Raw genomic sequence first — 25,053 nt, 5'->3', positions numbered from 1 at the left:
GGATTTTTATGTGGGTAGATACGCATTGCCATCTCGATGCCGGCGAGTTCGACGCCGACCGCGACACCGTGGCGTCGGCCGCGCGCGCGTCGGGCGTCGCACGCATCGTGATCCCCGCCATCGCGCGCGAGAACTTCGCGACCGTGCGCGCGCTTGCGCATCGCACGCCGGGCGCGGTCTACGCGCTCGGGATTCATCCGCTCTATACGCCGCGCGCTCGCGACGAGGATGTCGACGCGCTGCGCGCCGAGGTCGAGGCGAGTCTTGACGATCCGCGCTTCGTCGGTATTGGCGAGATCGGCCTCGACTACTTCGTGCCCGGTCTCGACGACGCGCGCCAACAATACTTCTATGACGCGCAGCTGCGTCTTGCCCGCGAGTTCGACTTGCCCGCGATCTGCCACGTGCGCAAGTCGCAGGATCAGGTGCTCAAGGGCCTGCGCCGCCAAGGCGTGCGTCGTGGCATCGCGCATGCGTTCAACGGCAGCTTCCAGCAGGCGAATGCATTTATCGAGCACGGCATGCATCTGGGCTTCGGCGGCAACGTGACCTTCGAGCGGGCCTTGCAGATCCGGCGCCTCGCGGCGCAATTGCCGATCGAGGCGATCGTCATGGAAACCGATGCTCCCGACATCTCGCCGTCCTGGCTCTATCGGGCGCGCAACACGCCTGACCAGGTGCCGCGCATCGGCGCCGTGCTTGCCGAATTGCGCGGCATGACGCCCGAAGAACTCGCCCTTGGCACAACGGCCAACGCTGTGGCGGCGCTGCCCCGGCTCGCACTTTCGTCTGCATAATTCCTTCGAGGATGGCGCGTTTTATCGCACGATAAAGCGGCTGTATCGGGTGGCGAGCGCAACTCATGCGGCTTTTGCCTGCGCGCCACCCTGAATCGAAGGAGGCGCGATGCGTGCAATGTGGTGCGGATTCGCGCTCGGAGTGATCGTGCTGCAACGCCAGGCGGCATTGCCGGGGTGGGGCGCGTGGCTCGCGTTGGTGGTGCTGGCAGTGCTTGCGGCGCTGGGGGCGATGTGGATGCTGGGCGATGCGCCGGGCGGCCTGCGGAGGTTCGCCGGTTGGGTGGCCGTGGGCACGGCCTCGGCCTGCGCAGGCTTCGGCTATGCTGCCTGGCGCGCGGAGCTGCGGCTCGCCGAAGCGTTGCCGGTGGCCTGGCAGGCACGCGATATCGAGGTGACCGGACATGTCGCGCGCATGCTCGCGCACGACGCAGGCAGGGCAAGCTTCGTGTTTGCCGTGGAGTCGTGGTCCGCCCGCGCCGCTGGTGCGAAGCTGCCGCAACGCATACAACTCACGTGGATGGCGCGCGACGCGCCGTTGCCCCGCATCGAACCCGGCGCACGCTGGCGCCTGAGCGTGCGGCTCAAGCGTCCTCACGGCGAAGGCAACTTCGGGTTGCGCGACACGGAAACCACCTTGCTCTCGCGGGGTGTGCGCGCGACAGGCTACGTCAGCAACCCCGAGCATGCGCGGCGGCTGGCAGTAGATGCACGAGGCGTTGGCGTGCGCATCGAGCGGGTGCGCGAGGCGGTGCGTGCGCGCATCGACGCCGTGCTCGCCGATGCGCCGCATCGCGGCATCGTCGTGGCGCTGGCGACCGGCGCGCAGGATGCCGTGAGCGACGCCGACTGGCGGCTGCTGCGCAATACCGGCACGAGCCATCTCGTGGCGATTTCTGGGCTGCATCTAACGTTCGTCGCAGGCTTGTCCGGCTGGATCGTGGGCGCGCTCTGGCGGCGTGCGTGCTGGCGTGGCGTCGAAGCGCCGCTGCTCGTGCCGGCACAGAAAATGGCCGTTGCGGGCGCGTTCTGCGTGGCGGCGGCCTACGCTGCGCTGGCCGGATTCAACGTCCCCGTGCAGCGCGCGCTGTGGATGCTCATGGTCACGGCCGCGGCGCTCTGGAGTTCGCGCGAACTGGCGCGCGGCCATGTGCTCGCGTGGGCACTCGGTCTTGTGTTGCTGCGCGATCCGTGGGCGGTCACAGCGGCTGGATTCTGGCTTTCCTTCGGTGCCGTGGCGGCCATCCTGTTCGCGGCGAGCGGGGTGCCGCGCGTGTGGCGAATCGACGATATCGAACTTTCGCCGGAAGAAGCCGATCCGATGCGCGAGAGGACGGAGCAGCCAGAAGCGAGTCGCCCGCCACGCCTGGGTGCGTGCCTCCATGCAGTCATCAGTTACGAGCGCTGGCGTCGAGTCGCGCGCAGCCTCTGGACCAAGATGCGGGACGGAGCACGTGTTCAGTGGGCGGTCACCCTTGCACTCGCGCCGCTCACTGCGTACTGGTTCATGCAGATCCCGCTGATTGGGCCACTGGCGAACGCTTTTGCAATTCCGTGGGTCAGCCTGTTCGTGACGCCCACCGTGCTGGCTGGCGTCGTGCTGCCTGCACCACTCGATGCCTTCGCGCTGCGCGCGGCGCATTCGTTGATCGAGGCGCTCGCCACCGCGCTCGCCACGCTGGAAGGGTGGCCGTGGGCTGTGTTGCGCCTGCCCCAGCCCGGCTACTGGGCGCTGGGTTGTGCGGCGGTGGGCGTCGCATGGTGTCTCGCGCCGCGCGGCTGGTCGTTGCGCTGGCTCGCGCCATTCACCTGGTTGCCGCTTCTTGTGCCTCCGCCGAGCGGCCCGCCGTCAGGCACGTTTCGCCTGAGCGCGCTCGACATCGGGCAGGGGACGGCAGTGCTCGTCGAGACCGCGCGGCACACGCTTCTCTTTGATGCCGGCCCTGGGCCGGAATCCACGCATGCAGGCGAGCGGATCGTCGTGCCTTATCTGCAGGCGCATGGCGTGATGCGGCTCGACGCGCTCATGGTGAGCCACGACGATTCCGATCACTCGGGCGGCGCGCAGGCCGTACTCGATGCTGTGCCGGTGCATCAGTTCGTCGCGGGTATTCTGCCCGATCATCCACTTTGGGCGAGCGCGCGCCGCGCGGGCGCCGACGCCGTGCAATGCGCCGCCGGCCAGCGCTGGCAGTGGGATGGCGTCACGTTCGAGGTGCTCTGGCCAAGCGCCGGAGCGCTCTCCGGCAAACCCAATGCGCATTGCTGCGTGCTGCGCATCTCCACGGCGCCTGGGCGCGGCACCGAGGGTAATACGGAAAGCCGCTCCGTCTCCGCTTTGCTCGCCGCCGACATCGAGGCACCCACCGAGCGCACGCTCGTCGCGCGCGACCCCAGCCGTCTGCAGGCCCAGGTGCTGGTCGTGCCGCACCACGGGAGCAAGACTTCGTCGACCGAGCCGTTCCTCGATTCTGTCGGGCCGCGCGTCGCCATTTTTCAGGTAGCCTATTTGAACCGGTTTCACCATCCGCACCCGGGGGTGTTCGCGCGCTACGAATCGCGCCACATCGTGCTGGCGCGCAGCGACACCGATGGCGCGGCTCGAGTCGAAGCGGCGCCCGGCGCGCTTGGCGTCGAGCGCTTTCGCGATACGCAGCGGCGCTACTGGATGGACAAGGGCGAATGAGGCGCGTGCAAGGGCAGGGAAGTCCGGTGAAGCAGCATCAGCAAATCCAGCAACAGAACTGAGGACCGGAGACAACAGGGCATTGAAGAACGTCATCCACTTTTCGCACGCGAACGGCTTTCCGGCTTCGACCTATCGCACGCTCTTCGCGGAGCTCGGCGACACCCACGAACTGCGCTATATCGAGCGCATCGGCCACGACGCGCGCTACCCCGTGACGCGCGACTGGCCGCATCTCGTCGATCAACTGATCGAGGACATCGGGCGCCGTTACGAAAATCCGGTCTGGCTGGTCGGCCATTCGCTCGGCGGCTATCTCTCGCTGATGGCGGCGCTCAGGAAGCCGCACTGGGTGAGGGGCGTGGTGATGCTCGACTCGCCGGTGATCGCGGGCTGGCGCAGCAGCATGCTCAGATTCTCGCAATGGACGGGACTCGACGAGCGCCTCTCTCCGGCCGCCGTCACGCGCACGCGCCGCACCAGTTGGGCGAACCGCGAAGAGGCCTGGCGCCATTTTCATTCGAAGCCCGCGTTCGCGCGCTGGGACGAGCGCGTACTGTCCGACTATATCGACTTCGGCATTCCTCAGACCTCGGCCGACGGCACGCGCACGCTCGCGTTCGACCGCCGCACCGAGTACCTGATCTACCGAACCTTGCCGCACACCTTCGGCACGCGGCTCGCGCATGGCTCACCCGTACCGGTCAGCTTTATCGGCGGAACGCGCTCGAAGGAGGTGCGCCAGGTCGGGCTGGCGGCCACGCAGCGCATTGCCGGCGAGCGATTCGAATGGATCGAGGGCAGCCACCTCTACCCGATGGAGCGGCCGATCGAGACGGCGCGCGCAGTGCAGCGCATGCTCTACGCAATGGCCAACGGCAACTGAGCTGCATGGTTTCGCGCGGGCACGCCTGGCGGCGGGTCCGGCAAGCATCGCGGCAAGCATTGGAAGGGGCGCAATCAGTCCTTCATGGCCGCGCGTCGCCCGATAAAGAGCTCACGCAAAATTCAGGGTTAGCCCTTGCTTTACGGTATAATCCGTTTTTCCCGCGAGCATCCAGCGATGACCAAATATGTTTTCGTCACCGGCGGCGTAGTTTCTTCCCTTGGCAAGGGTATTGCCGCCGCCTCCCTCGCCGCGATCCTCGAATCGCGCGGTCTGAAAGTCACCCTCCTCAAGCTCGATCCCTACATCAACGTCGACCCCGGCACGATGAGCCCGTTTCAGCACGGCGAAGTGTTCGTGACGGAAGACGGAGCGGAAACTGACCTCGACCTCGGCCACTATGAGCGCTTCATCAGCACGAAGATGCGCAAGGCCAACAACTTCACCACGGGCCAGATCTACGAATCGGTGATCCGCAAGGAGCGCCGCGGCGACTATCTGGGCAAGACCGTGCAGGTCATCCCGCACATCACCAACGAAATCCAGGCGTTCATCGAGCGCGGCGCGGCTTCGGCCACCTGTGGCGAGCCGGACGTGGCGATCGTCGAAGTGGGCGGCACGGTGGGCGACATCGAATCGCTGCCGTTCCTCGAGGCCGCGCGCCAGATGAGCCTGCGCCTCGGCCGCAACAGCGCGTGCTTCGTGCACCTTACGCTGGTGCCGTTCATCGCCACGGCTGGCGAGCTCAAGACCAAGCCCACGCAGCACAGCGTGCAGAAGCTGCGCGAAATCGGCATCTATCCGAACGTGCTGCTGTGCCGCGCCGACCGCCGCATTCCCGACGACGAACGTGCGAAGATCTCGATGTTCTCGAACGTGCCCGAAGACGCCGTGATTTCGGTGTGGGACGCGGACAGCATCTACAAGATTCCGCAGATGCTGCACGACCAGGGCCTCGACTCGATCGTCTGCGACGCGCTGAAGCTTTCGGCACGTCCCGCGAATCTGGCGGTGTGGTCGGAGATGGTGGAGAAGCTCGAGAATCCGCAGCATGAAGTCACGATCGGCATGGTCGGCAAGTATGTCGATCTGACCGAGTCGTACAAGTCGCTCATCGAAGCACTGCGCCACGCGTCGATCAAGACCTCGACGAAGGTGAACATCGAATACATCGATTCCGAGCAGATCGACGAAGAGGGCGTTGAAAGCCTCAAGCATCTCGACGCGATTCTCGTGCCGGGCGGTTTCGGCCGTCGCGGCACCGAAGGCAAGATCAAGGCCATTCAGTACGCCCGTGAAGCGAAGGTGCCGTATCTGGGCATCTGCCTCGGCATGCAGCTCGCCGTGATCGAATTCGCGCGCGACGTGGTGGGCCTGAAGCACGCGAACAGCACCGAGTTCGATCCGGACACGCCGGACCGCGTGGTCGCGCTCATCACCGAATGGAAGGACCGCGAAGGCAAGGTCGAGCAGCGCAGCGAAGACTCGGATCTCGGCGGCACCATGCGCCTCGGTTCCCAGCGTTGCCCGATCAAGCCGGGCACGCTTGCATCGGAGATTTATGGCAAGGACGTGAACGAGCGTCACCGTCACCGTTATGAAGTCAATAACGGCTACGTGCCCAAGCTCGAAGCCGGCGGCCTTATCATCAGCGCCCGTACGCCGACCGAGGACCTGCCGGAGATGATGGAGTTGCCGCGCGACATGCACCCGTGGTTCGTGGGCGTTCAGTTCCACCCGGAATTCACGTCCACGCCGCGCGACGGCCATCCGCTGTTCAAGGCCTATGTCGAAGCGGCGGTCGCCCACCAGCAGGCGCACGCGGAGGAGAAAGCATGAATCTGTGCGGTTTCGAGGTCGGTCTCGACAAGCCGTTCTTCCTGATCGCGGGCACCTGTGTCGTCGAATCCGAGCAGATGACGATCGACACGGCGGGCCGCCTGAAGGAAATCACCGCGAAGCTCGGCATTCCGTTCATCTACAAGTCGTCCTACGACAAGGCCAATCGCTCGAGCGGCAAGTCGTTTCGCGGCCTCGGGATGGACGAGGGTCTGCGCATCCTCTCTGAAGTGAAGCGCCAGCTCGGCCTGCCCGTGCTGACCGACGTGCATACGGAAGAAGAGATCGGACCGGTGGCGTCGGTCGTGGACGTCCTGCAGACGCCCGCGTTCCTGTGCCGCCAGACCGATTTCATCCATGCGTGCGCGCGCTCGGGCAAGCCGGTGAACATCAAGAAAGGCCAGTTCCTCGCGCCGCACGACATGAAGAACGTGATCGACAAGGCGCGCGATGCGGCGCGTGAGGCAGGTCTTTCCGAAGACCGCTTCATGGCGTGCGAGCGAGGCGTCTCGTTTGGCTACAACAATCTCGTGTCGGACATGCGCTCGCTCGCGATCATGCGCGAGACCGGCGCGCCGGTCGTGTTCGATGCGACCCACTCGGTGCAGTTGCCGGGCGGACAGGGCACGAGTTCGGGCGGTCAGCGCGAATTCGTGCCGGTGCTCGCACGCGCGGCCATGGCCACGGGCATCGCGGGTGTCTTCATGGAGACCCATCCGAAGCCCGCCGAGGCGAAATCGGACGGCCCCAATGCCGTGCCGCTCAATCGCATGGCTGATCTGCTCGAAACGCTCGTCACGCTCGACCAGGCGGTCAAGCGCGCACCGTTGCTCGAGAGCGATTTCAACTGATCGCCGGATCAAGCAGTACGCAAGCAATATGCAGTACGCGCCGCTTCGATTGCATGGGCGGCGTGATGGAGGAGCAAAGCGGCGCAAGACCGGCTGTGCAGCAGATGCATAGCCGGCGCGCTGCGGCAAGTTGAACCTGACGACCGCGCCGCCTGTCCCATATGACGGTGTACCCCGAAAGCGCATAGAAGCTGTGCCTCGCGGGTCCGTGTCCATGCATCAGGCGGCTCCGGTCGCGCAAGAAATACAGTCAATTCCTGAGGAAACCATGAGTGCAATCGTAGATATCATCGGTCGCGAGATCCTGGATTCGCGCGGCAATCCTACCGTCGAATGCGACGTGCTCCTCGAGTCGGGCACGATGGGCCGCGCGGCAGTGCCGTCGGGCGCATCGACGGGCTCGCGCGAAGCGATCGAGCTGCGCGACGGCGAAGCCGGCCGCTATAACGGCAAGGGCGTGCTGAAGGCGGTCGAGCACATCAACACCGAAATTTCGGAAGCGATCATGGGACTCGACGCTTCGGAGCAGGCCTTCCTCGACAAGACCCTGCTCGAGCTCGACGGCACCGACAACAAGTCGCGTCTTGGCGCGAACGCGATGCTGGCCGTTTCGATGGCCGTCGCGAAGGCTGCCGCTGAAGAAGCCGGCCTGCCGCTGTACCGCTACTTCGGCGGCTCGGGCGCGATGCAACTGCCGGTCCCAATGATGAACATCGTCAACGGCGGCGCACACGCGAACAACAGCCTCGACATTCAAGAATTCATGATCGTGCCGGTGAGCCAGCCGACCTTCCGCGAAGCGCTGCGTTGCGGCGCGGAAGTGTTCCACGCGCTCAAGAAGATCCTCTCGGATCGCGGCATGAGCACGGCAGTGGGCGACGAAGGCGGCTTCGCGCCGAACTTCGGCAGCAACGACGAGTGCCTCTCGACCATCCTGCAAGCCATCGAGAAGGCCGGCTACCGCGCCGGTGAAGACGTGCTGCTCGCGCTCGACTGCGCAGCGAGCGAGTTCTACCACGACGGCAAGTACCAGCTCGCGGGCGAAGGCCTGCAACTGTCGTCGGCGGAATTCGCCGACTACCTCGCGACGCTCGCCGACAAGTTCCCGATCGTCTCGATCGAAGACGGCATGCACGAGTCCGACTGGGCCGGCTGGAAGCTGCTGACCGACAAGCTCGGCAAGAAGGTCCAGCTCGTGGGCGACGACCTGTTCGTCACCAACACGCGCATCCTGAAGGAAGGCATCGAGAAGGGCATCGCCAACTCGATCCTCATCAAGATCAACCAGATCGGCACGCTGACGGAAACCTTCGCAGCGATCGAAATGGCCAAGCGCGCGGGCTACACGGCCGTGATCTCGCACCGCTCGGGCGAAACCGAAGACTCGACGATCGCCGACATCGCCGTGGGCCTGAACGCCGGCCAGATCAAGACCGGCTCGCTCTCGCGCAGCGATCGCATCTCGAAGTACAACCAGCTGCTGCGCATCGAGGAAGATCTCGGTGATATCGCCAGCTACCCGGGCAAGTCGGCATTCTATAACCTCCGTTAAGCGGACCCGCTCCCGGCAGCAGCCTTGCTGTCCTTCTTCGTAATCCCTTTCCGCCGCCCTGCGTCACGCGCAGGGCGGCGTGTATTTATCCGGCACCTTACATGCGGCTTGTTACTGTCGTCCTGATTCTCCTGCTCGCGCTGATTCAGTATCCGCTCTGGTGGGGCCATGGCGGCTGGCTGCGTGTGCATGAACTGCGCGAGCAGCTTGCCAAACAGCAGAAGCAGAACGACGAAGAGAAACTGCGCAACGAACGCATCGCGGGCGAGGTGCAGGATCTCCAGAGCGGCACGGCGGCTGTCGAGGAGCGCGCGCGCTACGAGATGGGCATGGTCAAGGACGGCGAGGTGTTCGTGCAGTTCGTTTCGCCCAACCAGCCGTCGTCCGCCACGCCGACCGGCTCGTCGAACGTTTCCACGCGCGGCGAGATGTCAGCGGCGCCGGTCAAGGTGGTGCCCAACCCGGTGTCGCGCGTGCCGGAGAAGCGGCACGGGCATAGCAAGGATGCAAAGAAGGCAGGCTAGATCTCGCCCTCGAGGGGCAAAAAAGCGCGGCTTCCGTTTGTTGGAAGCCGCGCTTTTTTTATTTCGTGCAGGGTGGGTGATGGGGCGGCATGCTTACCAGCCCCAGCCCGGGTAGCCATAGCCGATACCCGTGCCCCAGCCGCTCCCCCAACCGCCGCTGTAATAGCTGCCATAGACGCTGACAGGCGGCGCATAGGCGCGCGACCAGGCTTGCGCGGCGGCTGCGGCGGTGGCCGCCTGATCCGATTCGGAGAGCGCCTGACGGTCGATCGCATCATAGCGGGCGCGCCCTTCGGGCGTGAGCAGCGGTGTGGGCTGCAAGGCGTCGGCCTGATTCGCGGGCAGGCGGCTGTAGATCGGCGAAGGTCCGGGCGGATCCAGCGTGCAGCCGCTCATGAGCGTGACACCCGCAGCGAGCGCAGCGATCGCGAGCATCGTCCTTGTGCGCGGCAAGCCCCGTACGCACGGTTGCCATGCGAAGGACTTGTTCGAGTTCATTGCTTTTCCTCCATCTGTCGGATGCCTAAGCAACGCTGCCGATGAGCGGGTCCGGTTTCGGCTCAGGGTTGCTGCCGTGCGCCGGCCGCGCAGGCAATCCAGCGGGCCGGCGTGCCCGCACGCCGAAATCGATCAGTGGCGCCGGTCCTCGGCGGGGGCGACACCTTCTGAGAGCCGGGGCGTGGCGAAAAGTTGCGCCACGTCGACAGGGTCGAACTCGTAGCGCTGATTGCAATAGTCGCAGTGAATTTCGACGTGGCCCCGCTCCTCGATCACGCCGTCGACCTCCTCGCGGCCCAGCATCTTGAGCATGGCGCCCACTTTTTCGCGCGAGCAGCTGCACAGAAAGCGCGTGGACACGGGCTCGAAGTGGTTCACGTTCTCTTGCCAGAAGAGGCGGCGAAACAGCGTTTCGGGCTCCTGCTCGAGTAACTCTTCGCGCGTGAGCGTGCCGCCGAGCGTGCAGACGCGCTCCCACGTGTCGGCGTCGAGTTCGTGCGGGTGTGGCACGATGCCGCCATCGCCGGGGAGCTTCTGCAGCAGCATGCCCACCGCGCGGTCGTCGTTTGCACCTAGCCACAGGCGCGTGTCGAGCTGCTCGGAGTGATGCATGTAGTGCTCGAGCACTTCCGCGATGGATCCTAGCGGGCCGTTCTCGCCATTCAGCGGCACGATGCCTTGGTAGGGCTGCTGGCCCGGCTGTTTGTTGGCCGGATCGAGCGTGATCACGCAACGGCCCTGGCCGCTCACGTTGATGAGATCGGCGAGCGTCGTGCCAACGGCCAGCGCAGCCAAGTCCTTGGCTTCGACGCCTTCTGCGAGCCGCGCGGTCGCGCGCATCGAGAGGTCGGAGCTGCACTGCACGACCAGCATGCGCACGGGGCCATCGCCGAGGATCTGCATGATCAGCGTACCGTCGAACTTCAGGTTGGCCGAGAGCAGGGCGCAGGCCGCCATCATTTCGCCGAGCACGGTGCGCACGGGCGCCGGGTACTGGCGGCGCGTCAGCACCTCTTGCCACGTGTTGCGCAACGAGACGATCTCGCCGCGCACGGGGGCTGCGCTGAACATGAATTTTTGCAACTGGTCGTTCACGGTCTTTTCCTTCATTTGATTCTTGGCTAGCGCGTCCCGCGAGTCGCGGCGGCGAGGCGAGCCGCCTTTAGCCGATCCGCACGAGCTGCGCCTTGAAATACTCGCGGCGCTCCGCGTAGACATCCGCGTTGCGCTTGAGACCCGCAATGTCGGCCTCGGTCAACTCACGCACGACCTTGGCCGGCGCGCCAAGGATGAGCGAGTTATCGGGGAACACCTTGCCTTCCGTTACCACGGCGCCAGCGCCAACCAGACAGTTGCGGCCGATCACCGCACCATTCAAGACCACGGCCTGAATGCCGATGAGCGCGCCTTCCTTGACCGTGCAGCCGTGCAGCATGGCCTGGTGCCCGACCGTCACATTGGCTTCGAGCGTGAGCGGGAAGCCAGGGTCGGTGTGCAGTACCGCGCCTTCCTGAACATTGCTGCGCGCGCCCACCTTGACTGGCTCGTTGTCGCCGCGCAGGGTCGCGCCAAACCAGACGCTCGACTCCTCGGCGAGTTCGACCTTGCCGATGACGGTGGCGTTGTCGGCGACAAATACACTCTCATGAATGGTGGGCGCTGCTTCGCCAAGCTTGTAGATGGCCACGGTGTTACGTCTCCTTTTATCTGCTGGGGGCGGCTGTGGCATGCGCTCAAGGGCGCTGCGGGCCGGGTGAATCGCGTATTGTAAACGGTTGCGTCCGTGCGCTCTCGCCGCCCCTCAATCGCGCGGGGTGGCGTGCCTGACGCGCTTGCAGTGTGCCGGCCGCGCATCCGGTGGTTTTTGTTGATTTTTGTCCCGATTCTGGTCTTTTTTGCGATGAGTTCCGTGTTTTCCGAAGCCGTCAACTCGACTGATGGCGCCCAGAGCCGCGCCAACTGGCGCGCCGCCGCGCTCGACGCCCTGCGCGAGCGCGATTCGCTTGCCAAAGCTGAAGCCGTTGGCGCACTCCATTCCGAGGTGCTGCGCGCCGCGTCCCAAGGCGCCGTGCACTGGGACGCGACGCGAACGCTCGTGGCGCCCTCAGATCTCCCGGGCCGCCCGGCACGCCCGGAACTGGTCGAGCCGCGCAGCTTGCAGCGCCGCAGCATGAGCACGCCGCAAGGGCGCGTCGTGCTGCTGCACGCGCTGGCGCATATCGAATTCAATGCGATCAATCTCGCGCTCGACGCCGTATGGCGCTTCGCCAACCTGCCCGACGCCTTCTATGCTGACTGGCTGAGAGTGGCGGCCGAGGAGGCGTATCACTTCTCGCTGCTGCGCCAGCGGCTGGCGGACTACGGCCACATTTACGGCGATTTCCCGGCGCACAACGGCCTCTGGGAAATGTGCGAGCGCACGAGCAACGACGTGCTCGCGCGCATGGCACTGGTGCCGCGCGTGCTGGAGGCGCGCGGCCTCGACGCCTCGCCGCCCATCCGCGCGCGCCTGAAACAGGCCGGCGACGACGAATCCGCCGCGATCCTCGACATCATCCTGCGCGACGAAGTCGGGCACGTACGCATCGGCAATCACTGGTTCCGTTATCTGTGCGAGACGCGCGGTCTCGATCCCCACGCGGCATGGCTCGCGCTCGCCGCGCAGTACAACGCGCCGCGCATGCGCGGGCCGTTCAATTTCGAGGCGCGCCGCGCGGCGGGCTTCGATCAGGCCGAACTCGACACGCTGACGGCGCAGGATGCCGCTGCGGCGAGCGAATCCGCCGCCCGCAGCTGCACGGAGGAAAAGTGAAAGGGCGCTGGCCCATCTGTCAGATCGTACCGATATAATCGAACGATCATTCGTTTATGCGCGTGCAATGAATCTTTCCCGATCCGAATTCGTCGACGTGAACGGCATCCGCCTGCACGTGCGTCGCTGGGGCGCCGAAGACGCGCCCACGCTCTTCATGCTGCATGGCTGGATGGACGTGGCCGCCTCGTTCCAGTTCGTCGTCGATGCGCTCGGCGGCAACTGGCAGGTGATCGCGCCGGATATGCGCGGCTTCGGCCTGTCCGACTGGCCGGCGGCGCAGCAGGGCGCGGGCGGCTACTGGTTCCACGATTACCTCGCCGACCTGGACGCGCTGCTCGATCATTACGCGCCTGAAGCACAAGCGGGCGAGGTGAACCTGGTAGGGCACAGCCTTGGCGCGAATGTCGTGTGCTTCTACGCTGGCGTGCGGCCCGAACGCGTGCGGCGCGTGGTCGACCTGGAAGGCTTCGGCATGCCGGCGACCGTGCCCGCGCAGGCGCCGGGCCGCGTGCGCCAATGGCTCGACGAAATGCGTGTGCCGCCGCAATTGCGCCCCTACGCCACGCTCGACGATGTGGCCGCGCGGCTCGTGAAGACGAACCCGCGCCTCGTGCCGGCGCGCGCGCGTTTCCTCGCCCAGCACTGGTCGAAGCCTGTCGTCGGCGAGCATGGCGAAGGCGGCTACATGCTGCTCGGCGATCCCGCGCACAAGATGGTCAATCCAGTGCTGTACCGCCTCGAAGAGGTCATGGCGGTCTGGGCATGCGTGCGCGCGAAGGTGCTGCATGTCGAAGCCACGCAGTCGGAGACGCTGGCGCGCCTCGCGGGCAAGGTGCCCATCGATGTCTTCAAGAAGCGCTTCGAGGCCTTTCCCGACTGGCGAGAGCGCTTCATCGACGACGCGGGCCACATGGTCCATCACGATCAGCCGGAAGCGGTCGCCCATCTCATCGAGGCCTTCTGCGCAGGCTAGCCCGGTTCCGCCGTCTCGAACCGTCTTCGCCGCATTGCAGTAAAATGGATCGTTATTATTTTCAAGCCTGTTTTTAAGCCTGCGATGAACGCCGACCTCCATTGTCACTCCACTGTCTCCGATGGCCAGCTGGCTCCGGCTGCCGTTGCGCAGCTGGCGCAGGCGGGCGGCGTGGCATTGTGGGCGCTCACCGATCACGACGAGCTGGGCGGACAGCGCGAGGCGCGAGCCGCCGCCGAGGCGCTCGGCATGCGCTATCTCAACGGCGTCGAGATTTCGGTCACGTGGGCGTCGCGCACAGTGCACATCGTCGGCCTGCATGTCGATCCCGAATGCGCGGCGCTCGTCGACGGACTCGCTCGCACGCGCGATGGCCGAGCCGCGCGCGCCGAGGCGATTGGCGAGCGTCTGGAAGCGCTAGGCATCCCGGACGCCTACGAAGGCGCGCTTCAATACGTCTCGAATCCCGATCTGATTTCACGTACCCACTTCGCGCGTTTTCTTGTCGAATCGGGCCGCGCGCAGCACACTCAGGACGCGTTTTCGCGCTGGCTGGGCGAGGGCAAGCCGGGCTATGTCGCGCATCGCTGGGCCAAACTCGCGGATGCCGTCGCGTGGATCAAGGCCGCGGGCGGCGAGGCCGTGGTCGCTCACCCTGGCCGCTACCACTACACGCCGCTCGAATTCGACACGTTCTTTGGCGAATTCATCGACCTCGGCGGCAAGGCCATCGAAGTCGTCACGGGCAGCCATACGCCCGACCAGTACGGCGAATACGCCGCCGTTGCGCGCCGCTTCGGCTTCGAGGCGTCGCGCGGCTCGGACTTTCACGCCCCCGGCGAGGAGGCGATCATGCCGGGCTCGCTGCCGCCTCTGCCTTCCGATCTCAAGCCTGTCTGGGAGCGATGGCTCTAGGCCGCGCGCGCAGCGTGGCCCATCTCCGCCGTTCTTGCGTCACTGCGCGGTTCGCCGTTTTTCGCGCGGTTATTCGCGTAGTTCCTCGCGCAGTTCTTCGTTTTCGTGCCGTCCGGTTGGTTTTGCTGTTTGTGCAATTGCATCACCATGGCGCGACGCGTTGCCTGTTCCGTCCTGTCTCCGTTAGCTGATAGCTGATTACTGCCATGTCACAGTTTTTTCGGCTTCACCCAGAAAATCCGCAGCCGCGCCTCGTCAAGCAGGCCGTGCAGATCATCCGCGACGGCGGGGTGATTGCGCTGCCCACCGATTCGAGCTACGCGCTCGCGGCACGCATCGACGACAAGCAGGCCGCCGAGCGTCTGCGCCGCATTCGCGCGCTCAACGAAAAGGCGCTGCTCTCGCTGATGGTGCGCGATCTTTCCGAACTCGCTAATTTCGCGATGGTGGATAACCGCCAATACCGGCTCATCAAGTCGGTGACGCCCGGGCCCTACGTATTCGTTCTGGAAGCGACCAAGGAAGTCCCGCGACGGCTCTCGCACCCCTCGCGCAAGACCATCGGGCTGCGCGTGCCGGGTCATGCGATTCCGCTCGCGATTCTCGAGGAACTGGGCGAGCCGCTGCTCGCCTCGACATTGATCCTGCCGCCCGACACCGAGCCGCTCAACGACCCTGACGAAATCCGCGAGCGCCTCGAAAAGCAGCTCGATCTCGTGATTGACGGTGGGGCGTGTCCGCGCGAGTCGTCCACCGTCATCGACCTCACCGGCGACGAGCCCGTGCTCGTGCGCGCGGGGCTCGGCGATCTTGCGCCGTTCGGCCTGAAGGAGCCAGCTTGATGCGCGCGGCCTGCGTGCGCGTCGGCGCATTGGCTCCGGCATTGGTTCCGCATTGACAGCGCGTTGTTACAATACGCCGCCATGGACGCCAACATTATTCAGACGCTCGTCGTCTACGCCTTGCCGGTGATCTTCGCGATCACGCTGCATGAAGCCGCCCACGGATACGTCGCTCGTCTGCTCGGCGACAATACCGCCTATGTGCTGGGCCGCGTGTCGCTCAATCCGATGCGCCATATCGATCCGGTCGGCACGATCGCGATGCCGCTCATCCTCTATTTCCTGACGAGCGGCGCGTTCGTGTTCGGCTATGCCAAGCCGGTGCCGATTTCGTTTGGCAATCTGCGCAATCCACGCTGGGGCACGCTGTGGGTCGCCGCCGCGGGGCCAGCCTGCAACTTCGTGCAGGCGCTCATTTGGGGCGTGGTCGGCGTGGGGCTGGCCGTGTTCGGCGTCGAGGAGCCGTTCTTCACGCGTATGGCGGCTGCCGGCGTGGGCGTGAATCTGGTGCTCGGCGTGCTGAATCTCTTTCCGCTGCCGCCGCTCGACGGCGGGCGGGTGCTCGCGGCGCTGCTGCCCACGCGCGCGAGCATTGCGCTCTCGCGCCTCGAGCCCTATGGTTTCATCATCGTGATGGCGCTCCTCGTGAGCGGCGTCTTTACGCGCTTCTGGCTGCGCCCGCTCGTGTCGCTTGGCTACGACGCGGTGACGGCTATCCTTACCCCTCTTGTATCGCTTCTCTCATAACATCATGTTCCCTGACCGTATCTTCTCCGGCATGCGGCCCACCGGGTCGCTGCACCTCGGCCACTATCACGGCGTGCTGAAAAACTGGGTGCGGCTTCAGTCCGAGTACCCGTGCTTCTTCTGCGTGGTCGACTGGCATGCGCTCACGACGCACTATGAAACGCCCGAGGTCATCGAGAAAAACGTGTGGGACGTGCTGATCGACTGGCTGGCTTCCGGCATCGATCCGAACCAGTCGACGCTGTTCATCCAGAGCCGCGTGCCCGAGCACGCGGAGCTCGCGCTGCTGCTCGGCATGAGCACGCCGCTGTCCTGGCTCGAGCGCGTGCCGACGTACAAGGAGCAGATCGAGAAGCTGCGCGACAAGGATCTCGGCACCTACGGCTTCCTCGGCTATCCCGTGCTGATGGCCGCCGACATCCTGCTGTACCGTGCCTCGCTCGTGCCGGTGGGCGAAGACCAGGTGCCGCACGTCGAAATGGCGCGCGAAATGGCGCGGCGCTTCAACTACATGTACGGCCGCGAACCGGGTTTCGAGGACAAGGCCAACGAAGCCGCGAAGAAGCTCGGCGGCAAGCGCTCGAAGCTCTATCACGAATTGCGCAATGCCTGGCAACAGGAAGGCAACGAAGAGTCGCTCGAACAGGCGCGCGCGCTGCTGTCCGAGTCGCAGAGCCTCTCGATGAGCGATCGCGAACGCCTGTTCGGCTATCTCGAAGGCGAGCGCAAGATCATCCTGCCGGAGCCGCAGGTGCTGCTGACCGAGGCGTCGCGCATGCCGGGCCTCGACGGCCAGAAAATGTCGAAGTCGTACGGCAATACGATCGGCCTGCGCGAAGACGCCGAGTCGATCACGAAGAAGGTCCGCACCATGCCGACCGACCCCGCTCGCGTGCGCCGCACCGATCCGGGCGATCCGGACAAGTGCCCGGTGTGGCAGCTGCATCAGGTCTACACCGATGCGCAGACCCACGACTGGGTGCAGAAGGGCTGCCGTTCGGCGGGCATTGGTTGTATCGAGTGCAAGCAGCCGGTGATCGAAGGCATCCTGCGCGAGCAGCAGCCGATGCTCGAGCGCGCCCAGAAGTACATGGACGATCCGTCGCTGTTGCGCGCGATCGTCGCTGATGGTTGCGACAAGGCGCGCAAGTTCGCCAACGAGACCATGCGCGACGTGCGTGAGGCAATGGGCCTCTCGTATAACTAAGAGCCGATTGCGATGACGCTCGCTTCTGGCGGCAGCGCGCCGCTGGCACCCACGGGGCCGGCCCATGGGGGACTGTCCGAGCCCTCGGGCTGGGTGCGCCAGTGGGCGCACCTGATCGCGCCGGGCGGCTCGGTGCTCGACGTCGCCTCGGGCGGGGGGCGTCATGCGCGCTGGCTCGCGGCCCGCGGACATTCCGTGGTGGCGCTTGACCGCGACGCCGCGGCGCTCGCGACGATGCGCGGCGTGGCAGGCATCGCCACGCTCGAGTGCGACCTCGAAGGCGCACCCTGGCCGCTGCCAGCCGGCGCGCGTTTCGCGGCCATCGTCGTGACGAATTATCTGCATCGTCCGCTCATGCCGCGTCTCATCGACGCACTCGCGCCGGGTGGCGTGCTGATCTACGAAACCTTCGCGCAAGGCAACGAGACGGTCGGCAAACCTTCGAATCCGGCATTCCTGCTGGCGCCGGGCGAGTTGCTGGCGGTTTGCTCGCGCACGCTGCGTGTGATCGCTTATCAGGACGGATTTCTCCCACAACCCCGTGAGGCGTTTGTTCAACGCATTTGCGCTGTGCGTGAGACGCGCGCGGCGCACCACCCGGCGGTGGAAAACCTTGCCAGGCCAAACGAGGCGGATAGAGTCGAAAGAACCGGTAATGGCGCAGCGACTCAGGTACTACCCCTGGTTCGTTACGATCTGACCGGCTAATCCGCTACAATCGCGGTTTAACGTACTCATTTTTTTGAAGTTTCATGGCTAACGGAACTCAGGACGGCATCACGTTGCGCGGCAGCATTCCCGCGATCGTCACTCCCATGCACGAAGACGGCAGCCTCGATCTGCCGGCGTTTCGCAAACTGATCGACTGGCACGTGGAAGAGGGGACGGATGCCATCGTCGTCGTCGGCACGAGCGGCGAGTCCGCCACGCTCGACGTCGAAGAGCACATCCTGATGGTCAAGACGGCGGTTGAGCATACTGCCGGCCGCTTGCCGATCATCGCCGGCGCTGGCGGCAATTCCACGGCTGAGGCGATCGAGCTCACGAAGCTTGCCAGGGATGTCGGCGCGCAAGCGTCGCTCCAGGTCGTGCCCTACTACAACAAGCCGACCCAGGAGGGCATGTACCGCCATTTCGCGAAGATCGCGGAAGCGGTGGACCTGCCGGTGCTGCTGTACAACGTGCCGGGCCGCACGGTCGCGGACATGTCGAACGAGACGATCCTGCGCCTCGCGCAGGTGCCGGGCATCGTCGGCGTGAAGGAAGCCACGGGCAACATCGACCGCGCCGCGCATCTCATCAAGCATGCGCCGGAAGGCTTCATGATCTTCAGCGGCGACGATCCCACCGCGATCGCGCTCATGCTGCTCGGCGGCCACGGCAATATTTCGGTGACCGCGAACGTCGCGCCGCGCCAGATGAGCGAGCTGTGCCGCGCCGCGCTCGAAGGCGACGCGAAGACTGCACGAGCGATCCATCTGAAGCTGCTGTCGCTGCATAAGAATCTGTTCATCGAATCGAACCCGATTCCGGTGAAGTGGGCGCTGCAGGAGCTCGGCCGCATCGAAGGCGGCATCCGTCTGCCGCTCACGCCGCTCGACGAGCGCTACCACGACGTGGTGCGCACCGCGCTGCGCGAAGCGGGTCTGATCGGCTAACCGGCTCGGGTTCTTTCCAGCCGAAAACGCCGTATTTTCAACTGACGCCGCCACGAATTCCGGCAGGTCAAGGCTTAGCGTTACCGTATTACGAAGGTCCACATGAAACGTTCCGTTCTTTCTCTCCACGCCACCCGTATGGCAGTGCTGGCGCTCGCACTCGGCTCGCTCGCGGGCTGCGAGTCGCTGAACGATATGTTCGCGTCGGATCGCGTCAACTATAAGGACACGCCAAGCGCGCCGGCACTGGCGGTGCCGCAGGATCTGTCCACGGTGTCGAGCGACCAGAAGTATGTCGCGCCGCCGCCCACCGTGGCGCTCGGCGGCGCAGCGCAGCGCACTGTCACGAGCGCGGGCAATGCCACGCTCGGCGTGCCGAATGCGCAGGATCCGCTCGGCATGCACGTCGAGCGTGACGGTGACCGCCGCTGGCTCGTGATCGACGGCCGCACGCCTGACGACGTCTGGCCGCAACTGCAGGAATTCTGGACCGACAACGGCTTCACGCTCACGACCGATTCGCCGGCCACGGGCATCATGACGACGGACTGGGCCGAAAACCGCGCCAATATTCCGGACGACTGGTTCCGTCGCACCATCGGCCGTGTGGTCGACTTCGCCTATTCGTCGGGTACGCGCGACAAGTTCCGTACGCTGGTCACGCGCGGCGCAAACGGCCAGACTGACATTTCGATCACGCACAGCGCGATGGAAGAGGTACTGACCGGCCAGGACAAGACCTCGTCGAGATGGGTTGAGCGTCCGCGTGATCCGGCCCTCGAAGCCGCATTCCTCGCGAAGGTCATGCAGAAGTTCGGTTTGAACGATGCGCAGTCCAAGCAGCTGCTGACCGATGCGCGTCCGTCGTCCGCGGCGGCCAAGGTCGCGTCCGGTTCGGACGGGGCCACGCTCGATCTGCCCGAGGCATTCGACACTGCGTGGTTGCGTGTGGGTCTCGCGCTCGATCGGACCAATTTCACGGTCGACAATCGCGACCGCGCGAAGGGCATCTACTACGTGCGCTACGCGGACTCCATGCAGGAGCTCAAGGGTGACGGCCTGCTCGGCAAGTTGTTCTATAACCCCAAGAAGGCCGCAAAGAATCAGGGGCCCGAGTATATGATCTCGGTGCGCTCGAAAGGCAATTCGACCCAGGTCGCGGTGCTCTCCGCGAACGGCCAGGTGGATACGTCGGCGGATGCGCAGCGCATCGTGACGGCGCTTCATTCCCAGTTGAACTGATCCCGCCGTGCGCTTTGCAAGCCTCGGCAGCGGTAGCGAGGGCAATGCACTGGTCGTGGAAGCGGGCTGCGGCGCGACGCCCACGCGCGTGCTGCTGGACTGCGGATTCTCAGCGAAGGAAGTCGAGCGGCGGCTAGCCCGAGCGGGCCTGGCTGCCGATACGCTGAGTGCGATTCTCATCACCCACGAGCATAGCGATCACATCGGCAGCGCGCTGACTTTGGCGCGCCGCTGGTCGATTCCGCTCTACATGAGTTGGGGCACGGCGCAGGCAGTCGGCGCCGACGATGCCGGCGTCGAGCTCAACGTTCTCTGGAGCGATGGGGTGGTCGAAATCGGCGAGCTAGGCGTGCTGCCGTACACCGTGCCGCACGATGCGCGCGAACCGCTGCAGTTCGTCTTCAATGATGGTGCGAATCGGCTCGGGGTGTTGACCGACGTTGGCGAGTCGACGCCGCACATCCACGCCGTGCTGAGCGGCTGCGACGCGCTCGTGCTCGAATGCAACCACGATGCGGAGATGCTGGCGGCGAGCCGTTATCCAGCGTCGCTCAAGGCGCGCATTGGCGGTTCCCACGGCCACCTGAACAATGAGTCCGCGGGCGGCATTCTCGCGGCGCTCGATCGATCGAAGCTGCGCCATCTGGTTGCGGCGCACCTGAGCCAGCAGAACAACACACCTGAACTCGCGCGCGCCGCCATGGCGGCCGTGCTGGGCAATGCGGCCACCGAAATCGGGGTTGCGACGCAAGGCGAAGGCTTCGACTGGCTCGCTCTCTGAACTCTGGTCTCAAGCTGTCCAGGGCCCAAGGCGAACATTCGCGGACGAAAAAAAGCCCATGATGCGAATCATGGGCTTTTTGCTTGCGCACGAGGGCCGGAACGGAGCCGACCCCGCGCGGTTCAGTTACGGTTACCGCCGAAAATACCGAGGATCGCGAGCAAATTCGTGAACACGTTGTAGAGATCCAGATAGATCGCGAGCGTGGCCGTGATGTAGTTGGTCTCGCCGCCGTTCACGACGCGCTGCACGTCAAACAGCATATAGGCCGAGAAGATCACGATGGCCAGCACGGACACCGTGAGCATCAGCGCCGGCAGGTGCAGGAACATGTTCGCGAGGCCGGCGAGCAGGATCACGATTACGCCCATGAACAGCCACTTGCCGAGGCCTGAGAAATCGCGCTTGCTGACAGTCGCGATGGTGGCCATGGCTGCGAAGATCACGCCGGTGCCGCCGAACGCGAGCATGATGAGCGACGCGCCGTTGGACATGCCGAGGATGAACGACAGCAGCCGCGAGAGCATCAGGCCCATGAAGAACGTGAAGCCCAGCAACACGAACACGCCGAGCGAACTGTTCTTGGTGCGCTCGATGGCGAAGATGAAGCCGAATGCGATTGCGAGGAACGCGAGCAGGCTCATCGTGGGGCTAGTGGCGGCGAACAGCGAGAAACCCGTGTAGACGCCCAGCCACGCGCCGAACACCGTCGGCACCATCGACAGCGCGAGCAGCCAGTAGGTGTTGCGCAGTACGCGGTTGCGGGTCTCGGCGGAGACAACGGTGCCGCCGCGGCCGAAGTTGTAGGGATACTCGTTCATGCTTTCTCCTTGCGTGAGAGGCGTGGCAGGCGGCGTGCGACAGTTGCGCGATCCGCTCATTCTTAAGATATGCGTGGTGTCCCGGAGTTTCAACGGGGGCTGCATGCAGTTCTTCTACGGTAGATTTGCGGCCGTAGCTTTGTTACATCGGGAGCGTAACCTCCCATGCTTAATTGGCGCTGAAAGGTGGGCCAGGGCGGCTTTGGCGCCGGCTGGGCCTCGCCCACTAACCTAACGGGGTTCAATCGCAATCATACATGGGAACATGCTACAATTGCGGATTCATTTGAATCTGTAACCTCTTAATTTTCTGGAGTTTTTATGGCGCTCGAACGCACCCTGTCGATTATCAAGCCGGACGCAGTGGCAAAGAACGTGATCGGCCAGATCTACAGCCGCTTCGAAAACGCTGGTCTGAAGATCGTTGCCTCGCGCATGGTCCAACTCTCGCGCGCCGACGCTGAGAAGTTCTATGCTGTTCATGCCGAGCGTCCGTTCTTCAAGGACCTCGTTGAGTTCATGATCTCGGGCCCGGTGCAAATCCAGGTCCTGGAAGGTGAGAACGCAATTCTGAAGAACCGCGACCTGATGGGCGCGACCGATCCGAAGAAGGCGGAAAAGGGCACGATCCGCGCCGACTTCGCGGACAGCATCGACGCCAACGCAGTTCACGGGTCGGACGCTGTTGAAACGGCGCGCGTCGAAATCGCGTTCTTCTTCCCCGAAGTCAACGTTTACTCGCGCTAAGCAACCAAGGCGCGATAGCAGTTCAAGCAGCATAGGGTCGCGAACGGCGATGTCGTTCACTGTCCGGTGCCGGGTTCTCTCGAATCCGGCGGTGAACGCGCTCTCGCACTGAAATGGCAGGATTCGACATGACGAGCAGTTCCACCGTCAACCTTCTCGATCTCGACGCTCAAGGGCTGGTCGCATATTGCGAGAGCCTGGGCGAGAAGCCGTTTCGCGCCAAACAGCTTCAGCGCTGGATTCATCAATACAATGCCACCGACTTTGACGGCATGACGGATCTGGCCAAATCGCTGCGCGAGAAGCTCAAAGGGCGCGCCTCGATCGGCATGCCCGGTATTATTTCCGACAACGTTTCCTCCGACGGCACGCGCAAGTGGCTCGTGGACGTCGGCAACGGCAACGCGGTCGAGACCGTGTTCATCCCCGAAGAAACGCGCGGCACGCTGTGCGTGTCGTCACAAGCGGGATGTGCGGTGAATTGCCGTTTTTGCTCCACCGGCAAGCAGGGGTTCTCACGTAATCTCACCACTGCAGAGATCATCGGCCAATTGCGCATGGCGGAGTTCGCCCTGCGCGCCTCGCTTCTGGGCGAGGCAGGCGGCCGTGCGACCGGCGGTGAGGGCAAGGGTGAACGCGTCATCACCAACGTCGTGATGATGGGAATGGGCGAGCCGCTTCTGAATTACGATGCGGTCGTGCCCGCGATGCGCCTGATGCTCGACGACAACGCTTACGGCCTGTCGCGTCGGCGCGTCACGCTTTCGACCTCGGGCGTCGTGCCCATGATGGACCGCCTTGGCGCCGACCTGCCGGTCGCGCTCGCGGTGTCGCTGCACGCGCCCAACGACGCGCTGCGCGACGAGCTTGTGCCGCTGAACCGCAAGTACCCGCTGCGCGAACTGATGGCCGCTTGCCAGCGCTACCTGAAGGTGGCGCCGCGCGACTTCATCACGTTCGAGTACTGCATGCTCGACGGCGTCAACGACACCGAAGAGCACGCACGACAGTTGCTCGCAGTAACGCGTGACGTGCCGTGCAAATTCAATCTGATCCCGTTCAATCCGTTCCCCGAGTCGGGCCTGCTGCGCTCGAAGCCGGATCAGATCAAGCGTTTCGCGCAGATTCTGATGGATGCGGGCGTTGTCACAACCGTGCGCAAGACGCGCGGCGACGACATCGACGCGGCCTGTGGCCAGCTCGCGGGCGAGGTCAAGGACCGGACGCGCCTCGCCGAGCGCAGTGCGCGAAAGGTAATCGACGTGCATCCGGTTCGACATTGAACGCCGTTGGCCGGGATAAGTCGGAAAAGGGTGATAGCGGGGCAGTAAGAGAACGCGAAAGGCAGTATCGACGCGGTTGCGCGGGGGATAACGCAACATAGCCGTCAAATTTGACAAGAAACATTGCAGAAGCGATCGGATGCGGCACAGTTGCCGCGCATTTTGTTATAAACGGTCTGCGAACCGAGGCAGGGCGCGGCGCGCCCGCCGGTTCCGGGATAGAAAAGAATCGACGCAAGGACTTTGGGATGAGCGAGCCGCAGCACCCTTTCGGGACAGACGGGACAGAGACCAACGCAGGCCGTTCGGGATCCGACGGCTCGCCATCGCCGGTGCAGGCCGTGCCCGACACGCTGGCCTCAGTAGGCGCGCGTCTTGCGCAGTTGCGCACGGCAAAGGGCTGGTCGGTCGAGGATGTCTCGGCGCGTTTGAAAGTGGCGGTGCCGAAGCTGCGCGAGCTCGAAGCGGGCGATATCAGTCATTTGCCGGATGCGACGTTCGCGCTCGGCGTGGTGCGAGCCTACGCGAAACTGCTTGGCGCCGATCCCGCGCCGCTTACCCAGGCGCTGCGCCGCGAGCGCGGCGTGCCGCAGCCGGATCTGTCGATGCCCGCATCGGCGGGCGCGGATTTGCCGCGCGGCCGCGTCTCGCTTTCGCTGGGCGGCGGCGGACATGCGCCGCGCCGACGTGCATCGTGGCTATGGGGCCTCGCGCTCGTCGTGATCGCCGTGATCGGGATTTCGATGTGGCACACGAATAGCGGCGAATCGTCGGCATGGTTCGCGCGTCTGAAGTCGATGGCGGGCGGCGCGACGAGTGCTGCGAGCAACGAATCGGGCGCTGCTTCGGCCACGGTGGCCGAGGGCTCGACGGCGGGCGCAGCGGTCGAGCAGGGTGCACGCCAGGAGCAAGGTGGCGAGGCCGCGAACGCTGCTAATGCAACGAACACCCAGGCAGACGGTCAAGTTAGCGGTCAGGCCGCAGGCGCTCAAGGCGCAGCGAGCGCGCCGCAGCCGGCTTCAGCCGCACCGGCAAGCGCCACGCCAGCCGCTACCCCCGCGCCGGCGAGCGCAGCGGCGGTAGCGGCAGCCGCACCGGAGCAAGCGGCTTCGGCGCCGGCGGCGCCCGGCACGTCTACGTTCGCGATTCGCGTGACGCAAGATTCCTGGGTCAGCGTGCGCCAGAAAGATGGTAAGGAGCTCTTCTCCGGGCTGATCCACGGCAACGACGGGCGTGAGATTTCCGGTGTCGAGCCGCTCAGGATCACGGTGGGCAACAAGGCCGGCATCGAGTCGATGACCATCGACGGCCAGCCGGTCGATGCATCGAAGTATGCGTCGGCGCGTGGCAATGTCGCGCGCTTCGTGCTGCCCTGATCAAGATATGACG

The 25,053-nt window shown here is 64.8% G+C and carries 24 protein-coding genes; 20 read left to right on the top strand and 4 right to left on the bottom strand.

Annotated elements, in window-relative coordinates:
* The first annotated feature begins 8 nt into the window (after positions 1-8).
* The 7 genes from PWP93_RS07080 (at position 9) to ftsB (ending at position 9,135) form a co-directional block, all read left to right on the top strand.
* Positions 9-797, top strand: a complete 789-nt coding sequence (locus tag PWP93_RS07080; RefSeq protein WP_421043943.1) for a TatD family hydrolase — start codon at positions 9-11, stop codon at positions 795-797.
* Between the two features lie 109 nt (positions 798-906).
* Positions 907-3,483, top strand: coding sequence for a DNA internalization-related competence protein ComEC/Rec2 (locus PWP93_RS07075; RefSeq protein ID WP_421043942.1), 2,577 nt, complete (start codon positions 907-909; stop codon positions 3,481-3,483).
* Between the two features lie 82 nt (positions 3,484-3,565).
* The gene (locus PWP93_RS07070; protein WP_421043941.1) at positions 3,566-4,369 is read left to right on the top strand and encodes an alpha/beta fold hydrolase; all 804 of its coding nucleotides are present in this window, start codon (positions 3,566-3,568) and stop codon (positions 4,367-4,369) included.
* Between the two features lie 177 nt (positions 4,370-4,546).
* Entirely contained in the window at positions 4,547-6,208 is a 1,662-nt protein-coding gene (locus PWP93_RS07065; RefSeq protein WP_421043940.1) for a CTP synthase, read from the top strand.
* The gene (kdsA, locus tag PWP93_RS07060; RefSeq protein WP_421023722.1) at positions 6,205-7,059 is read left to right on the top strand and encodes a 3-deoxy-8-phosphooctulonate synthase; all 855 of its coding nucleotides are present in this window, start codon (positions 6,205-6,207) and stop codon (positions 7,057-7,059) included. Before PWP93_RS07065 ends, kdsA begins: the two co-directional genes overlap by 4 nt.
* A 268-nt stretch (positions 7,060-7,327) precedes the next feature.
* The gene (eno, locus tag PWP93_RS07055; RefSeq protein ID WP_028216897.1) at positions 7,328-8,611 is read left to right on the top strand and encodes a phosphopyruvate hydratase; all 1,284 of its coding nucleotides are present in this window, start codon (positions 7,328-7,330) and stop codon (positions 8,609-8,611) included.
* Between the two features lie 101 nt (positions 8,612-8,712).
* Complete coding sequence (ftsB, locus tag PWP93_RS07050; protein ID WP_421043939.1) at positions 8,713-9,135, top strand: cell division protein FtsB; 423 nt, start codon at positions 8,713-8,715, stop codon at positions 9,133-9,135.
* A 93-nt stretch (positions 9,136-9,228) separates the two neighbouring features.
* On the opposite strand, the gene PWP93_RS07045 is transcribed toward ftsB, so the two are convergent.
* From PWP93_RS07045 to PWP93_RS07035, 3 genes are all read right to left on the bottom strand, one after another.
* A complete protein-coding gene (locus PWP93_RS07045) occupies positions 9,229-9,633 on the bottom strand; it encodes a hypothetical protein (RefSeq protein WP_421043938.1) in 405 nt (134 codons plus the stop codon).
* Positions 9,634-9,765: 132 nt separating this feature from the next.
* On the bottom strand, positions 9,766-10,728 hold the full coding sequence (hslO, locus tag PWP93_RS07040) for an Hsp33 family molecular chaperone HslO (RefSeq protein ID WP_421043937.1): 963 nt from the start codon (positions 10,726-10,728) through the stop codon (positions 9,766-9,768).
* A 67-nt stretch (positions 10,729-10,795) separates the two neighbouring features.
* Positions 10,796-11,320, bottom strand: a complete 525-nt coding sequence (locus tag PWP93_RS07035; RefSeq protein WP_421023725.1) for a gamma carbonic anhydrase family protein — start codon at positions 11,318-11,320, stop codon at positions 10,796-10,798.
* Positions 11,321-11,533: 213 nt separating this feature from the next.
* Between PWP93_RS07035 and PWP93_RS07030 the strand changes: the two genes are divergently transcribed.
* The 10 genes from PWP93_RS07030 (at position 11,534) to PWP93_RS06985 (ending at position 20,813) form a co-directional block, all read left to right on the top strand.
* Positions 11,534-12,445, top strand: a complete 912-nt coding sequence (locus PWP93_RS07030; RefSeq protein ID WP_421043936.1) for a ferritin-like domain-containing protein — start codon at positions 11,534-11,536, stop codon at positions 12,443-12,445.
* A gap of 67 nt (positions 12,446-12,512) precedes the next feature.
* Positions 12,513-13,421 (top strand): alpha/beta fold hydrolase, encoded by a 909-nt coding sequence (locus tag PWP93_RS07025; RefSeq protein ID WP_421023727.1) that lies wholly within the window; start codon positions 12,513-12,515, stop codon positions 13,419-13,421.
* Positions 13,422-13,505: 84 nt separating this feature from the next.
* A complete protein-coding gene (locus tag PWP93_RS07020; RefSeq protein WP_421043935.1) occupies positions 13,506-14,336 on the top strand; it encodes a 3',5'-nucleoside bisphosphate phosphatase in 831 nt (276 codons plus the stop codon).
* A gap of 206 nt (positions 14,337-14,542) precedes the next feature.
* A complete protein-coding gene (locus PWP93_RS07015) occupies positions 14,543-15,178 on the top strand; it encodes an L-threonylcarbamoyladenylate synthase (protein ID WP_421043934.1) in 636 nt (211 codons plus the stop codon).
* A gap of 81 nt (positions 15,179-15,259) precedes the next feature.
* Entirely contained in the window at positions 15,260-15,925 is a 666-nt protein-coding gene (locus tag PWP93_RS07010; RefSeq protein ID WP_421023730.1) for a site-2 protease family protein, read from the top strand.
* Positions 15,926-15,929: 4 nt separating this feature from the next.
* The gene (locus PWP93_RS07005; RefSeq protein WP_421023731.1) at positions 15,930-17,132 is read left to right on the top strand and encodes a tryptophan--tRNA ligase; all 1,203 of its coding nucleotides are present in this window, start codon (positions 15,930-15,932) and stop codon (positions 17,130-17,132) included.
* Positions 17,133-17,144: 12 nt separating this feature from the next.
* Positions 17,145-17,840, top strand: coding sequence for a class I SAM-dependent methyltransferase (locus PWP93_RS07000; protein ID WP_421043933.1), 696 nt, complete (start codon positions 17,145-17,147; stop codon positions 17,838-17,840).
* A 44-nt stretch (positions 17,841-17,884) separates the two neighbouring features.
* Positions 17,885-18,790 carry a 4-hydroxy-tetrahydrodipicolinate synthase gene (gene dapA, locus PWP93_RS06995; protein ID WP_421043932.1) on the top strand — a complete coding sequence of 302 codons (906 nt, stop codon included), beginning with the start codon at positions 17,885-17,887 and terminating at the stop codon, positions 18,788-18,790.
* Between the two features lie 102 nt (positions 18,791-18,892).
* Complete coding sequence (gene bamC, locus PWP93_RS06990; protein ID WP_421043931.1) at positions 18,893-20,032, top strand: outer membrane protein assembly factor BamC; 1,140 nt, start codon at positions 18,893-18,895, stop codon at positions 20,030-20,032.
* Between the two features lie 7 nt (positions 20,033-20,039).
* Complete coding sequence (locus PWP93_RS06985; protein WP_421043930.1) at positions 20,040-20,813, top strand: MBL fold metallo-hydrolase; 774 nt, start codon at positions 20,040-20,042, stop codon at positions 20,811-20,813.
* A 122-nt stretch (positions 20,814-20,935) separates the two neighbouring features.
* On the opposite strand, the gene PWP93_RS06980 is transcribed toward PWP93_RS06985, so the two are convergent.
* Complete coding sequence (locus PWP93_RS06980) at positions 20,936-21,634, bottom strand: Bax inhibitor-1/YccA family protein (protein WP_421043929.1); 699 nt, start codon at positions 21,632-21,634, stop codon at positions 20,936-20,938.
* Positions 21,635-21,955: 321 nt separating this feature from the next.
* Between PWP93_RS06980 and ndk the strand changes: the two genes are divergently transcribed.
* The 3 genes from ndk (at position 21,956) to PWP93_RS06965 (ending at position 25,040) form a co-directional block, all read left to right on the top strand.
* Positions 21,956-22,381, top strand: a complete 426-nt coding sequence (gene ndk / locus PWP93_RS06975; RefSeq protein WP_421043928.1) for a nucleoside-diphosphate kinase — start codon at positions 21,956-21,958, stop codon at positions 22,379-22,381.
* 128 nt (positions 22,382-22,509) lie between these two features.
* Positions 22,510-23,664, top strand: a complete 1,155-nt coding sequence (gene rlmN / locus PWP93_RS06970; protein ID WP_421043927.1) for a 23S rRNA (adenine(2503)-C(2))-methyltransferase RlmN — start codon at positions 22,510-22,512, stop codon at positions 23,662-23,664.
* A 248-nt stretch (positions 23,665-23,912) separates the two neighbouring features.
* The gene (locus PWP93_RS06965; RefSeq protein WP_421043926.1) at positions 23,913-25,040 is read left to right on the top strand and encodes a helix-turn-helix domain-containing protein; all 1,128 of its coding nucleotides are present in this window, start codon (positions 23,913-23,915) and stop codon (positions 25,038-25,040) included.
* Positions 25,041-25,053: the final 13 nt, after the last annotated feature.

Source organism: Paraburkholderia sp. A1RI-2L, assembly GCF_048957375.1.
Lineage (GTDB): Bacteria > Pseudomonadota > Gammaproteobacteria > Burkholderiales > Burkholderiaceae > Paraburkholderia.
This window is presented reverse-complemented; position numbering and strand designations above follow the sequence as displayed.

Excerpts from the sequence above, each read along its gene's own strand:
- PWP93_RS07080 (WP_421043943.1), top strand. The coding sequence starts at position 9 with ATGTGGGTAGATACGCATTGCCATCTCGATGCCGGCGAGTTCGACGCC.
- PWP93_RS07075 (WP_421043942.1), top strand. The coding sequence starts at position 907 with ATGCGTGCAATGTGGTGCGGATTCGCGCTCGGAGTGATCGTGCTGCAA.
- PWP93_RS07065 (WP_421043940.1), top strand. The coding sequence starts at position 4,547 with ATGACCAAATATGTTTTCGTCACCGGCGGCGTAGTTTCTTCCCTTGGC.
- kdsA (WP_421023722.1), top strand. The coding sequence starts at position 6,205 with ATGAATCTGTGCGGTTTCGAGGTCGGTCTCGACAAGCCGTTCTTCCTG.
- eno (WP_028216897.1), top strand. The coding sequence starts at position 7,328 with ATGAGTGCAATCGTAGATATCATCGGTCGCGAGATCCTGGATTCGCGC.
- ftsB (WP_421043939.1), top strand. The coding sequence starts at position 8,713 with ATGCGGCTTGTTACTGTCGTCCTGATTCTCCTGCTCGCGCTGATTCAG.
- PWP93_RS07045 (WP_421043938.1), bottom strand. The coding sequence starts at position 9,633 with ATGAACTCGAACAAGTCCTTCGCATGGCAACCGTGCGTACGGGGCTTG.
- PWP93_RS07030 (WP_421043936.1), top strand. The coding sequence starts at position 11,534 with ATGAGTTCCGTGTTTTCCGAAGCCGTCAACTCGACTGATGGCGCCCAG.
- PWP93_RS07025 (WP_421023727.1), top strand. The coding sequence starts at position 12,513 with ATGAATCTTTCCCGATCCGAATTCGTCGACGTGAACGGCATCCGCCTG.
- PWP93_RS07020 (WP_421043935.1), top strand. The coding sequence starts at position 13,506 with ATGAACGCCGACCTCCATTGTCACTCCACTGTCTCCGATGGCCAGCTG.
- PWP93_RS07015 (WP_421043934.1), top strand. The coding sequence starts at position 14,543 with ATGTCACAGTTTTTTCGGCTTCACCCAGAAAATCCGCAGCCGCGCCTC.
- PWP93_RS07010 (WP_421023730.1), top strand. The coding sequence starts at position 15,260 with ATGGACGCCAACATTATTCAGACGCTCGTCGTCTACGCCTTGCCGGTG.
- PWP93_RS07005 (WP_421023731.1), top strand. The coding sequence starts at position 15,930 with ATGTTCCCTGACCGTATCTTCTCCGGCATGCGGCCCACCGGGTCGCTG.
- PWP93_RS07000 (WP_421043933.1), top strand. The coding sequence starts at position 17,145 with ATGACGCTCGCTTCTGGCGGCAGCGCGCCGCTGGCACCCACGGGGCCG.
- dapA (WP_421043932.1), top strand. The coding sequence starts at position 17,885 with ATGGCTAACGGAACTCAGGACGGCATCACGTTGCGCGGCAGCATTCCC.
- bamC (WP_421043931.1), top strand. The coding sequence starts at position 18,893 with ATGAAACGTTCCGTTCTTTCTCTCCACGCCACCCGTATGGCAGTGCTG.
- PWP93_RS06980 (WP_421043929.1), bottom strand. The coding sequence starts at position 21,634 with ATGAACGAGTATCCCTACAACTTCGGCCGCGGCGGCACCGTTGTCTCC.
- ndk (WP_421043928.1), top strand. The coding sequence starts at position 21,956 with ATGGCGCTCGAACGCACCCTGTCGATTATCAAGCCGGACGCAGTGGCA.
- rlmN (WP_421043927.1), top strand. The coding sequence starts at position 22,510 with ATGACGAGCAGTTCCACCGTCAACCTTCTCGATCTCGACGCTCAAGGG.
- PWP93_RS06965 (WP_421043926.1), top strand. The coding sequence starts at position 23,913 with ATGAGCGAGCCGCAGCACCCTTTCGGGACAGACGGGACAGAGACCAAC.